Annotated in this window: 11 protein-coding genes; 10 read left to right on the plus strand and 1 reads right to left on the minus strand. The window is 36.8% G+C overall.

The genetic code is table 11. The features are described 5' to 3' along the window. Positions 1–98: 98 nt before the first annotated feature. A complete protein-coding gene (locus WMO38_RS09930; protein ID WP_349162501.1) occupies positions 99–353 on the minus strand; it encodes a chorion class high-cysteine HCB protein 13 in 255 nt (84 codons plus the stop codon). Positions 354–577: 224 nt separating this feature from the next. Here WMO38_RS09930 and WMO38_RS09935 point away from each other — a divergent pair, with 224 nt between their 5' ends. The 10 genes from WMO38_RS09935 (at position 578) to WMO38_RS09980 (ending at position 12,335) form a co-directional block, all read left to right on the plus strand. Further along, the gene (locus tag WMO38_RS09935) at positions 578–1,636 is read left to right on the plus strand and encodes a glycosyltransferase (RefSeq protein ID WP_349162503.1); all 1,059 of its coding nucleotides are present in this window, start codon (positions 578–580) and stop codon (positions 1,634–1,636) included. A 30-nt stretch (positions 1,637–1,666) separates the two neighbouring features. Next, positions 1,667–2,782 (plus strand): phosphodiester glycosidase family protein, encoded by a 1,116-nt coding sequence (locus WMO38_RS09940; RefSeq protein WP_349162504.1) that lies wholly within the window; start codon positions 1,667–1,669, stop codon positions 2,780–2,782. A gap of 16 nt (positions 2,783–2,798) precedes the next feature. Continuing rightward, positions 2,799–3,887: a hypothetical protein gene (locus tag WMO38_RS09945; protein ID WP_349162505.1), complete on the plus strand. Its 1,089-nt coding sequence runs from the start codon at positions 2,799–2,801 to the stop codon at positions 3,885–3,887. A 78-nt stretch (positions 3,888–3,965) separates the two neighbouring features. Further along, the gene (locus WMO38_RS09950; protein WP_349162507.1) at positions 3,966–5,528 is read left to right on the plus strand and encodes a putative polysaccharide biosynthesis protein; all 1,563 of its coding nucleotides are present in this window, start codon (positions 3,966–3,968) and stop codon (positions 5,526–5,528) included. Positions 5,529–5,530: 2 nt separating this feature from the next. Continuing rightward, a complete protein-coding gene (locus WMO38_RS09955; protein ID WP_349162508.1) occupies positions 5,531–6,058 on the plus strand; it encodes a UvrB/UvrC motif-containing protein in 528 nt (175 codons plus the stop codon). After that, positions 6,051–7,082: a protein arginine kinase gene (locus WMO38_RS09960; protein WP_021866973.1), complete on the plus strand. Its 1,032-nt coding sequence runs from the start codon at positions 6,051–6,053 to the stop codon at positions 7,080–7,082. Before WMO38_RS09955 ends, WMO38_RS09960 begins: the two co-directional genes overlap by 8 nt. Positions 7,083–7,123: 41 nt before the next feature. Next, a complete protein-coding gene (locus WMO38_RS09965) occupies positions 7,124–9,580 on the plus strand; it encodes an ATP-dependent Clp protease ATP-binding subunit (protein ID WP_349162509.1) in 2,457 nt (818 codons plus the stop codon). A 98-nt stretch (positions 9,581–9,678) separates the two neighbouring features. Beyond that, on the plus strand, positions 9,679–10,092 hold the full coding sequence (locus WMO38_RS09970) for an endosialidase (RefSeq protein WP_186836543.1): 414 nt from the start codon (positions 9,679–9,681) through the stop codon (positions 10,090–10,092). A 159-nt stretch (positions 10,093–10,251) separates the two neighbouring features. Beyond that, a complete protein-coding gene (gene radA / locus WMO38_RS09975) occupies positions 10,252–11,640 on the plus strand; it encodes a DNA repair protein RadA (protein WP_349162510.1) in 1,389 nt (462 codons plus the stop codon). 41 nt (positions 11,641–11,681) lie between these two features. Then, entirely contained in the window at positions 11,682–12,335 is a 654-nt protein-coding gene (locus tag WMO38_RS09980; protein WP_021866977.1) for a methyl-accepting chemotaxis protein, read from the plus strand. Positions 12,336–12,733: the final 398 nt, after the last annotated feature.

A 12,733-nucleotide genomic window follows, 5' to 3' on the forward strand; every position in this document is an offset into this window, starting at 1 on the left:
CTGCAACATAGAGAAAGGGGCATCGCACTAAGAAATTAGTGCGATGCCCCTTTTAATAAATATCTGGTATATTTAAGAATGTGTCTTCAACATAAGGATTAGTTGCAGCCGCATCCACATCCGCAGCCGTTGTTGCTAAATAAACTGTTGTTGCCGCATCCTCCACCACAGAATAACAGAAGAAGGATAATCCATGTACAGCTGTCATTGCCGCATCCGCATCCTCCGAAAGTGCTATTGCCGCTGCCACAGCCGCCGCAGAGAAGGAGAAGGCAGATAATCCAGAAACAAGAAGAGCATCCGCCATTGCAGTCACTGCATCCACCACAGTTTGTTGCTGCTAAATCACTCATTTTAAATTCCTCCGGAAATCATTTACAATAAAATAATATGAGATATGGCTTGTGTATGTTACTATAAAAAATAAAAAGTTGATATTATATTTGTTAAAAATTAATTGCAAATAATATCATATTGTTATATTATCTAATTTGGCTTATTTAAATTACATAAGGATAAATATAGACATAAAAAATGTTTATTCAGACTTTTAGTGTAAAGAAATGGAGATTACATAATGAAAGTATCAGTTATAATTCCCTCTTTAAATCCTGATGAAAAACTAATATGTGTTGTAGATTCATTAAGAGAGGCTGGCTTTGATGATATTATTCTGGTAAATGATGGCAGTGATGAAAATCATAGGGAGCCTTTTGAGCATGCATCAGCTTATCCGGAATGTACAATTCTTACGCATGAGGTAAATAAAGGTAAAGGACGTGGTCTTAAAACTGCATTTGAATACTGCATTAAAAACAGACCCGATATAGATGGGGTTGTTACTGTTGACGGAGATAATCAGCATAAGGCGGCAGATATCCTGAAATGCTGTGAGAAAATGGCAGAGTGCAAAGATAAAGTTGTTCTTGGTGTAAGAAATTTTTCGGGAAAAGACGTACCGTTTAAGAGCAGATTCGGAAATAACATGACAAGTTTTGTGTTTAAATTTGCATGTGGACTTAATATATCAGATACCCAGACCGGATTAAGAGCAATACCCAGACAGTATCTTGAATTGTTTGATAAAGTAAAAGGTGAAAGATTTGAATATGAAACTAACATGCTTCTTGAATTCAAGCAGAGCCATATAGATTTTGTGGAAGTTCCGATAGAAACTGTATATATTGAAGAAAATGCATCAACTCATTTTAATCCTATCAAGGACTCATTGAAAATATATGGTGTTATTTTTAAGTTTTTATTCAGCTCAATTGCATCATCTGTGATTGATCTGGCAATGTTTGCTCTTATCAGTGCATTGATGTTTGGAAAACTTGACGGAAGCATAAGAATATTTACTGCTACGCTTGGTGCGAGAATTATATCATCACTTTTTAACTATACATTTAACAGAAAAGCGGTATTTAATTCAAAGAGTGGCGTCAAGTCATCAATTGTGAGATATTATATCTTATGTGCATGTCAGCTTTGTGTTTCATATGGTCTTGTATACCTTGTTACAAGTGTATTGTCGCTTGGGCAGGTACTTACGGTTGTGGCAAAAGCTATAATAGATACAATACTTTTTGTGATAAGCTTCCAGATACAGAGAAGATGGGTGTTTAAGCATAATTAAACTTTAAATATAAAAGAAATGGAGAATTTTATGAGTAACGAAAACAACGAAGAAATTGAATTGTTTGATTACATGGATGAAGAATCAGAATCAAGAAAAATTCCCGTGAATAAAAAAGAAAAAACAGGCGGGAAAAGTGGCAGATCAAAGAAAAAGAAAAAAGCCGGAGCACTTACATGGGTTGGAAGAGTTGCGGCAACAATAGGCATTACACTTGCACTTATTATAGTATGGCTCTACGGAGTTATGGCGGTTCTTGTATATGGACCTTCAAAGACAGCAAAAAATCAGTTTGTACTGTCTGTGCAGGAGACGAGTGCGATAGGATTCCTCGCTAATATTTTCTGCTCGCAGGAAGAGATAGATGCAATCAAGGCTGCCAATTCAATTAAGGATACAGATGAAGTTACAGATACAAGTCTTGTAAGTATTGATACAGAAGATAATTCAGAAGTTCCTGATATCGAGATAATTGATGTTAAAGGTTCAACATATAGTGGCAAACTTATGAAAATCAAGGACCCTTCAAGACTTTTTGTAGGAACAATAGAAGGATTCCATCAGGGAAATGGACAAGTTGTTGCTGATATTGCAAAAAGATATAATGCCGTAGGTGGCGTAAATGGCGGTGAGTTCGTAGATGGTGAGACAACATATACAGGCATGCCGATTGGACTTGTTATGATTAATGGTGAACAGGTTAACGGAAACAGTGGTTCAACATATCATGTTACGGGTATAACATTTGATAATAAGCTTGTCGTAGGTAATATGACAGCAGAACAGGCAAAACAGAATAATATCCGCGACTGTGTAAGCATCAGCAACAGTATCGGACCATTCCTTATAATTAATGGCGAGGCACAGGATGTATCAGGTACAGGCGGTGGTCTTAATCCACGTACAGCACTTGGACAGACCTCGGACGGCTCTATAATTCTTCTTGCTATTGACGGACGTATGGCAAACAGCCTTGGAGCTTCATTCTCGGATTTACAGGATATAATGCTTCAGTATGGTGCGGTCAATGCTTCAGTAATGGATGGTGGCACATCAACACAGATGTATTATGAAGGAGAAGTAATAAATACACCTTATTCGCCTACAGGTCCAAGAACATGTCCAACATCATGGCTTGTTAAATAAAATATAAGGAGTGGCAATGATGAATAAAAAGAAAAAAAGAAAAAATATGTCAAAGTTTAAAAGATTCCTTCTTATATATTCGGGAATACTCGCAGCTGCCATGATTATATGCTGGAGTGTTCTTTATGTATTTATCAAAGATTATGAGCAGGGCAGACCGACATATGCAATGGATAAAATAACAAAGAAATTTACTGCAGATAATGTTCAAAAGCTTCTTAACGACAGCGGTGTAAAAGCTAATGAATTTGAGACGAATGAGAAAGTTGCAGAGTATCTTAAAGGAAAACTTGGCACTGAGCAGATTACATATAAAAAGAAAAACAGGGAATATTCAGAATCAAATCCTGTATATGTAGTGTATGCCGGTGATACAGCAATAGCAAAAGTATCGCTTCAGGAAGATGGAAAAAACGGCTTCAAATTTACAAAGTGGAAGCTTGGAAGCATTTCATTTGACGATTATTCAGACAAATCAACAAACAATGCTATTACTATCAGTGCACCTAAGGGAAGCAAAGTCTCAATTAATGGCGTGGAGGTAAGTGACAACTATATAAAACAGGATGATGTGGAATTTTCGCCATGTAAACATGTTGCTTCTTATGTTTCAGAGCCTTTAAGAACAATCTATGAAGTGTCAGGACTTATTGCAAAACCTGAAATTAAAGCAGAGATGTCCGGAAACCAGCTTGAGATTACAAATAAAAATAATGCGTATACAATAGAATATCCTCAGGATGAAGAATTGCTTTCGCAGATGAAAGATGATATTATGGGTATTGCAAGAAATTACGGCAAGTACATAATAAACAGAGGAAGTCTCAGCTCACTTACAAAACGTATGGTTGGATATGCCAATGAATATATGAGTGATATTCCGGCTGTATGGGCTTATCTTTATGGAAAAACATATACATATGAATTTAATAATGAGAATATTTCCAATTTCAGAAAGTATTCAGATAACTGCTTCTCATGTGATGTTTACTATGACTTATATGTAGACTGGAAAGATGGCAATAAAACATACAATACATCAGTAACATATACTTACGTAAAGACAAATGGTGCATGGTATGTAGCAGATTTTATACTTAATTAGTAAAGGGGCAGCAGGGAATTCCTGCTGCCTTGTGCTTTCTTGTTTAAAACATGAAAAAATGTGAAAGGCTTGATACTAATGGCAGAAAATAAAAAAAGAAACTTTCTTGTTCATGGCGGAATTCTGGCGATGGCCGGAATTATAGTAAGAATCATAGGAATGTTTTACAGAATTCCACTTATGAACATAATAGGCAGTGAAGGTAATGGTATTTACAGTGTTGCATATAATATATACAATATAATGCTTGTTTTGTCGTCATATGGACTACCGATGGCGGTTTCAAAGCTTATTTCAGCAAGATTTATAACGAAACAGTATAAGAATGCGGCACAGGTGTTCAGATGTTCGTTGACAGTATCAATATGTACAGGTGGTGCTGCGGCACTTATTCTGTTTTTTGGTGCAGGAGTAATTGAAAAATTATACAGAGGTGTTCCGGGACTTGCAATTCCGTTAAGAGTTCTTGCTCCGACAATATTCCTTGTTGCCATAATGGGCGTTATGAGAGGATTTTATCAGGGCCAGGGAACAATGATTCCAACGGCTGTTTCACAGCTTGTAGAGCAGATTATGAATGCTGTAGTAAGTATCCTTGCAGCATATTTGCTTACAAGTGCATATAAGAATTCCGTGGAGACAGCTGCATATGGAGCAGCCGGTGGAACAATGGGTACAGCATTTGGTGCATTATCAGGACTTATACTTCTCGTAGTAATATATATTCTGTACAGACCTACATTCAGGCGGATGATAAAAAAGGACAAAGTAAGTTCTGTGCATTCTGATAAAGATGTATACAAAACAATTATTATAACGATGATTCCTATAATACTTGGACAGACACTATATCAGATTAGTGCGGTTATAGATGATGCCATGTTTTCTAATATTATGGTTGGAAGAAACATATCATCAAATATAAAAGCAGATTTAGGCAATTTCAGTTCAAGCTACAGCTTGTTAATAGGAATTCCGCAGGGTGTTGCATCAGCAATGTCGGCTTCAATGCTTCCGAGCATTGTAGCATCATATACACAGGGGGATAATGCGTCTGTTAAAGATAAGATAGCACAGACAATAAAGACAAATATGTTTATAGCAATACCATCATTTGTCGGACTTGTAACGCTTGGAAAGCCGATTATACAGCTTTTATTTTCGAGATATAACAGCACACAGGGTGCCATGATGCTTAAAATAGGTGCAATTGCTGTAGTGTTTTATACACTTGCAACTGTTACAAGTTCTGCATTACAGGGAATTGACAAAATGAATGTTCCGGTAAAACATTCACTTATCTCACTTGTTGTTCATATTGTGCTTGTCTATTTTATGCTTAGATGGTCAAGACTTGGAATTTATGGTATAGTAATCGGAAATGCATCATTTCCAATATTAATTTTCATATTGAATTTAAAGTCTCTTAAAGAATATATTGATTATGACCTGGAATATATCAGGACATTTCTGATACCGTTATGCTGTTCTGTTATAATGGGAATAGCTGTAAGCCTGACATATAAACTGTTGTATAGTGCATGTCATATTAATATAGTTGCACTTATGTGTGCGTTTGTTGTAGCGGGAGTAACATATTTCGGAACGATATTTTTGCTTAAAAAGAAAGGTAAATATTAATTATGTTATGTGAGAATTGTAATGAAAATGAGGCAACATTTCATTATACTGAAGTTGTAAACGGAATTATGACGCAGCATCATCTTTGCAGCGAGTGTGCAGCAAAAATGGGACTTACAGGTTTTGCCGAGTCACCTTCTGCTGATTTTCCTTTTGCAAGACTTCTTACAGGACTGCTTGCGGCGTCAAACAGAAGTATGCAGGAGCAGGATAATCCTATGATGAATGTGAAATGTCCCAAGTGCGGCATGAAATATCAGGAGTTTATCCGCATAGGTAAATTCGGCTGTGCGGACTGTTATGATGTTTTTGGACCGCTTATAGAAGATAATATAAAAAAATTACATGGAAGCGTTGAACACAAAGGGAAAAAATCAAACAAAACAGCACAGCATGGAAATGACCTGCTTGATGAGATAGCTGTACTCAATGCAAAATTAAAAGAGGCAGTTGAACTGGAAAATTTTGAAGATGCTGCCCATTACCGTGATGAGATAAAAAAGCTGAAAGAAGGTGGCGGTAATGCTTAGATGGTTTGAGACGAACGGAAAAGAAAGTGATGTTGTAATATCAAGCCGTGTCAGGCTGGCAAGGAATGTGAAAAAATATAATTTTTCACTGAAACTTACTGAAAATGATGCTGTAAAGATGATAGATGAACTTAGTGAGGCAATAAACAGTCTTGATATAGTAAAAGATTACAGCAGCTATAATTTCAAAACGCTTGATGAATATCAGAAACAGGCTATGAAGGAAAGACATGTTATAAGCAATTTTCTTTTAGGACAGAAGCAGGCGGCGGGATTTGTTTCAAAAGATGAAGATATATCAATAATGCTTAATGAAGAAGACCATATCAGAATTCAGGCATATGCTCCGGGAATGGATATGGAGAAGGCGTTTGAACTTGCAGATAAAGTTGATGATGCTATAGATTCAGTGACGGATTATGCTTTTGATGAGAAGTATGGTTATCTTACAACATGTCCGTCAAATGTCGGAACAGGAATGAGAGCTTCATATATGCTTCATCTCCCGGCATTGGCAGGAAATAACAGGATATCCGGACTTGCATCAGAAGTTGGCAGATTTGGGCTTGTATTAAGAAGCGTATATGGTGACGGTTCAAAAAATTATGGGGATATATATAAACTCTCCAACCAGATTACGCTGGGTGTTTCTGAAAAAGAAATAATAGATAACCTTACACATATTGCGAATCAGATTATAAGCCAGGAAAGAACGCTTAGAAAACAATATGTACTTAACAAAAGATTAAGTGCTTCAGATATAGCATATCGTTCATATGGTGTTTTAAGATATGCAAGAAAACTGTCACTTAACGATGCAATGTTATTGCTTTCGCAGATAAGGCTGGGACTCGCACAGGGGCTTATCGGGACTGATATGGAAAATGAATTCTGTGTTTATCAGCTTATGATAGGCGTAATGCCTGCGAATCTTGCATTGATGAATGACAGTGATATGTCACCTGAAGAAATTGAAGAATACAGGGCAAAATTTATAAGAGATAATCTTCCTGTTATACGATGACTGATATATAATAAAATTAAGTTTAATGAAAGGATGTATATATGCAGAGCAGATTTACAAAAAAAGCACAAGAAGCACTAGACCATGCGTCAGAGGCGGCAGTTATGCTCGGACATAGTTATATTGGCTCAGAGCATCTGCTTATAGGCCTTATACAGACAGAAGAATGTCTTGCTTCGGCTGTGCTTGCTGAATATGATGTTACAGATGAAAAAATAATAAATCTTGTATACCAGCTTATAGCACCTGAAGGTGCAGTCGGAGTAAAAGAGCCGACAGGATATACACCGAGAGTACGCCGTATACTTGAAAATTCGGCGAAGGAAGCTATACGATTTAAAGCTGACCTGATTGGAACAGAACATATTCTTATTTCAATAATAAAAGAATCAGAGTGCGTGGCTGCAAGGCTTCTCAATACGATAGGTGTAAATATCAAAAAATTATATGTTGATATCCTTATTGCAATGGGAGAAGATGCTAACAGCTACAAGGAAGATTTTCACAGCAAAACAAAGAAAGGAAAAACTTCTACACAGACACTTGACCAGTACAGCAGGGATTTGACAGAGCTTGCAAGACAGGGAAAACTTGACCCTGTAATAGGAAGAGAAGAAGAGATTAACAGAGTTATACAGATTCTTAGCAGACGTACAAAAAATAATCCATGTCTTATTGGTGAACCCGGAGTCGGAAAAACAGCAATAGCGGAAGGTCTTGCAGCAAAAATAATAGAGGGAAATGTTCCTGAAACTATAAAAGACAAGCGTCTTCTTACACTTGATTTGTCAGGAATGGTTGCCGGCTCAAAATACAGAGGCGAATTTGAGGAGAGAATCAAAAAAGTTATCAGTGAAGTGAAAGCTGCCGGAAATATACTTTTGTTCCTTGATGAACTTCATACAATAATAGGTGCAGGCGGTGCAGAAGGTGCTATAGATGCATCAAATATTTTAAAACCGTCGCTTGCGAGAGGTGAAATACAGCTTATAGGTGCAACAACTCTTGAGGAATACAGAAAATATATAGAAAAAGATGCTGCTCTTGAACGCCGTTTCCAGCCTGTAAAAGTAGAAGAACCTACAGAAGAAGAGGCAATTCAGATTCTTATGGGTCTTCGTGGCAAATATGAGGAACATCATAATGTAACTATTGATGATAAAGCAGTTGTAGCTGCTGTAAAACTTTCAAAAAGATATATCAATGACAGGTTTCTTCCAGATAAAGCGATAGACCTTATTGATGAAGCATCTTCAAAGACAAGGCTTAAAGCATATGTCATGCCTGATAACATCAAGAAACTTGAAGAAGAGATTAAGAAACTTGATGAGAAGAAAGAAGAGGCAATTAAAAATGAGGCCTATGAGGAAGCAGGAGAAGTAAAAAAACAGCAGACAAAGAAAAAAGAAAAACTTGCAAAACTTATGCATGACTGGGAAGAAAAAAGAAATGGTGCATGTCTTAATGTCGGAGAAGAAGAAATTGCAGATGTAGTATCTTCATGGACAAAAATACCTGTATCAAAGATTGCAGAGGCAGAATCAGAGCGTCTTATGAAACTCGAAGAGACACTTCACAAACGGGTAATAGGTCAGGATGAAGCAGTAAGTTCAATAGCAAGAGCTATAAGAAGAGGCAGAGTTGGCCTTAAAGACCCTGACAGGCCAATTGGTTCATTCCTTTTCCTCGGACCTACAGGCGTTGGAAAAACTGAACTTTCAAAAGCTCTTGCAGATGCAATGTTTGGAAGCGAGGAAGCACTTATACGAGTTGATATGTCTGAATTTATGGAAAAGCATACAGTCTCAAAGCTCATAGGTTCGCCTCCGGGATATGTAGGATATGATGAGGGCGGCCAGCTTTCTGAAAAAGTACGCAGAAATCCATATTCGGTAGTTTTATTTGATGAGGTTGAGAAAGCTCATCCTGATGTATTTAACGTGCTTTTACAGGTACTTGATGACGGGCATATCACAGACTCAACAGGAAGAGTTGTTGATTTCAAAAATACTGTAATAATAATGACGTCCAATGCCGGTGCCCAAAATATTGTGCAGCCTAAAACACTTGGCTTTGCTTCTGTTACAGATGAAAAAGAACGTCATGAAAATATGAAAACAAAGGTTATGGATGAAGTCAAGAGATTGTTCAAACCTGAATTTATCAACAGAATTGATGAAATCATAGTGTTCCATGCACTTAACAAGGAACAGATTGGAAGTATTGTTGACATTATGATTGCGAAAGTTAATAAGCGTATAATGGAACAGATGAAAATTTCCATTGAGCTTAATGATGAAGCAAAGAAATATATAGTTGACAAAGGATACGATGAAAAGTACGGTGCAAGACCATTGAGAAGAACGATACAGAATGATATAGAAGATGCACTTGCAGAAAAGATTCTTGAAGGAACTGTAAAACAGGGAAACAGGGTACTTGTATCAATAAAAGATGGAAAATTACATTTTTCACTAAAAAGAGGCATTAATAAATAAAAAATGCTGGCATATTTCGACATGTTATTGTATAATATGCTTATCGTTGATACGTGAATACGGAAACAATTATAATATACATTTAGGAGGACACACAGATGTCAGTAGTTAATGAGTTGATTCGTTCAGAACAGGATGGAACACTTAGTTTTGGTAATTATTTACTTGATACAAAGTCAAAGTTATCAGATTTTGAACATGGCGGAGACATGTATAAAGTTAAAACTTATAATGAGATTACAAAACTCGAGAAAAACGGTTCATTTGTATACGAATCTGTACCCGGAACAGCAGTTAATAATTTTCAAGCATCTGCTGATGGAGTAAAGTTTGAAGTCGAAGGAAAAGAAGATGCACAGATTACGCTCGAACTTGAAGAGGGTGCATCATATGCTATTTCAATTGATGGCGGGGATGCCGGAACAATGACAACAAATATGGGCGGAAAGCTTGTGCTTTCTGTTGAATTCACAGATAACAAAGGTGTTTCGGTAGAAGTAAAGAGAGCATAGATTTAATAATGCAAAATTTGGATGGAAGCAGTGAATTGCTGCTTCCATATTTAATATAAAAAATATAAAGTAAAAAAATAAATTACCTAGAAAAACAAAGAAGACTGAATTGTCTTATAGCATCATGATTTAGTTTTCTTAGTAAAAAAGGAGTATTTGATGGCAAAATCTAGAACAACAGCATTCTTTTGCAAGGAATGTGGATATGAGTCTGCAAAATGGTCAGGGCAGTGTCCGTCATGCAAAGCGTGGAATACATTTGTTGAAGAGCCGGTGGTAAAAGAAAAAAATGTTAAAGGTATTGTAAATATTAATGCAAAATATCATGAAACAGCAGGAGTAAAAAAGGCTGCCCCTGTTCGCCTGTCATCGGTTACTGCAGCTGATACTGACAGAATAAAAACAGATATATGTGAACTTGACAGGGTTCTTGGCGGAGGAATAGTGGAAGGCTCACTTGTTCTTGTCGGAGGTGATCCCGGAATAGGAAAATCCACATTACTATTACAGATGTGTTACAATCTTGCAAAAAATGGTAACAGCGTATTATACATTTCGGGAGAAGAGTCACTTGGCCAGATAAAACTTAGAGCACAGAGAGTGGGCGAAGCTTCTGATAATCTTATGGTGCTTTGTGAAACAAGTCTTGACACAATAGAGAATGTCCTTGAGAATGTGAAACCACAGATTGTTGTGATTGATTCAATACAGACAATGTACCGTGAAGAGGTTGGTGCTGCACCGGGCAGCGTCTCACAGGTAAGAGAGACAACAGCTGTTCTTATGCAGCTTGCAAAAGGTCTTAATATTTCAATATTTATTGTTGGACATGTGACAAAAGAAGGCGTTGTAGCAGGACCCAGAATGCTTGAACATATGGTTGATACAGTTTTATACTTTGAGGGCGATAAAAATGCCGCATACAGGATTTTACGAAGCGTAAAGAACAGATTTGGTTCAACTAATGAAATAGGCGTATTTGAAATGCGTCAGGAAGGGCTTGCTGAAGTTGCCAATCCATCTGAATATATGCTTACGGGAAGACCAGAGGAAGCGTCCGGCTCTGTTGTTGTGTGCCTTCTTGAAGGAACTAGACCGATTCTTGTGGAAATACAGGCACTGGTTTGTGATTCTAACTTTGGAATGCCAAGAAGAACAGCTGCAGGGGCTGATTACAACCGTGTGAATCTTCTTATGGCAGTACTTGAAAAAAGGGCAGGGATTCATCTTTCGGGAAGCGATGCATATGTGAATATAGCAGGTGGAATGAAGGTAAATGAACCTGCTATGGATCTGGGGATAGTGATGGCACTTGTCAGCAGTTTCAGGAACCGGCCGATGATGGAAAATACGATTGTTTTCGGCGAAGTAGGACTTGCAGGAGAAGTTCGTGCTGTAAGCCAGCCGCAGATAAGAATAAATGAGGCAGTTAAGCTTGGGTTTGGAAATTGTATACTTCCGCAGGTGTGCTTGAAAAATATTAAGAAAACTGATAAAATAAATCTTATAGGTATTAGCAGTGTTAAAGATGCGGTTAAGCTGATATAAGAACGATATTTAGTTTATGGAAAGACAAAGGAGGGGCTTTTGTGGAAAATCAGAATGACAATACTGAAATGATAAAAAATCTGACAAACATACTTGAAGGATTAGATAATTCACAGGAACAGCTTGAAAAAAATGCATTTGACGTGATTAATTCGTCTGATACTTCACTTAATCTTGTAAAAGAGAGTATAGGCAGTGTCGAAGAAATACTTGAAATGATAGATAATCTCAACAAAATAGTATCTGAGACATCTGGTAGAATCAATGAGTTAAAAGAATTATCCGGCAAAATAGAAGAATTTGCAGCAGTTATAAGCAACATTTCCAATAAAACAAACATACTGTCTCTTAATGCATCTATAGAAGCAGCAAGAGCAGGGGAACATGGAAGGGGATTTGCTGTAGTGGCAAGTGAAGTACGTAATCTTGCAGCACAGTCAGCAAAATCATCAAAAGAAATAACTGATACCATAGCACAGGTTCAGACTTCAGTTAGTGAGACAGTTGATGCCATGACAAATGTATATGACAATGCAGTTGCCCAAAAACATAAGGCAGATTCTGTAGGACAGGTGCTTCATAAAGTTGTTGATGCAGCATATGCAGCCAATGAGGTTGCAAGAAATATTGAAAATGAAATTGCATATCAAAGAGAAATAACAGATGAGGCAAGAGGTGCAATTGGTCTTAAATAGTTAATAACATTTAAGATTACATTAAAAATGAATTGAATTTGAATTGTTTAATTAAATATAAATGCATAATTTTGAAAAATTATGTAATTGGCTGTCTGAAATATCTAGTGTTTTTGTTTTGGTATCTAGTGCTTTTACCTTAATGGAGGCACTAGATATTGTAGTCTGACCTGTTAATTACAAAAAAGTCAAAAAAAGTTAAAAAAAATCAAAAAAAGGTGTTGACATATATAACCTTAGGTGATATTATAATCAAGTCGCCGCGAGCGACACACAAAACAAATGACTTACAGGCCAGCAGACATGCGGCTTTAAGTATATTGAACACTGATAACTGAACAGTAAAACAACCCTGAAAATTCTTTAAGAATTATTCAACGAACAGCATCTTAAACAGA

This window comes from Lachnospira hominis (ex Hitch et al. 2025) (assembly GCF_040096395.1).
Taxonomy (GTDB): Bacteria; Bacillota; Clostridia; order Lachnospirales; family Lachnospiraceae; genus Lachnospira; species Lachnospira hominis.

Bases quoted from the DNA above. Each gene is read 5' to 3' on its own strand.
- WMO38_RS09965 (WP_349162509.1), top strand. From the start codon at position 7,124: ATGCAGAGCAGATTTACAAAAAAAGCACAAGAAGCACTAGACCATGCG.
- WMO38_RS09940 (WP_349162504.1), top strand. From the start codon at position 1,667: ATGAGTAACGAAAACAACGAAGAAATTGAATTGTTTGATTACATGGAT.
- WMO38_RS09935 (WP_349162503.1), top strand. From the start codon at position 578: ATGAAAGTATCAGTTATAATTCCCTCTTTAAATCCTGATGAAAAACTA.
- WMO38_RS09955 (WP_349162508.1), top strand. From the start codon at position 5,531: ATGTTATGTGAGAATTGTAATGAAAATGAGGCAACATTTCATTATACT.
- radA (WP_349162510.1), top strand. From the start codon at position 10,252: ATGGCAAAATCTAGAACAACAGCATTCTTTTGCAAGGAATGTGGATAT.
- WMO38_RS09930 (WP_349162501.1), bottom strand. From the start codon at position 353: ATGAGTGATTTAGCAGCAACAAACTGTGGTGGATGCAGTGACTGCAAT.
- WMO38_RS09945 (WP_349162505.1), top strand. From the start codon at position 2,799: ATGATGAATAAAAAGAAAAAAAGAAAAAATATGTCAAAGTTTAAAAGA.
- WMO38_RS09970 (WP_186836543.1), top strand. From the start codon at position 9,679: ATGTCAGTAGTTAATGAGTTGATTCGTTCAGAACAGGATGGAACACTT.
- WMO38_RS09960 (WP_021866973.1), top strand. From the start codon at position 6,051: ATGCTTAGATGGTTTGAGACGAACGGAAAAGAAAGTGATGTTGTAATA.
- WMO38_RS09950 (WP_349162507.1), top strand. From the start codon at position 3,966: ATGGCAGAAAATAAAAAAAGAAACTTTCTTGTTCATGGCGGAATTCTG.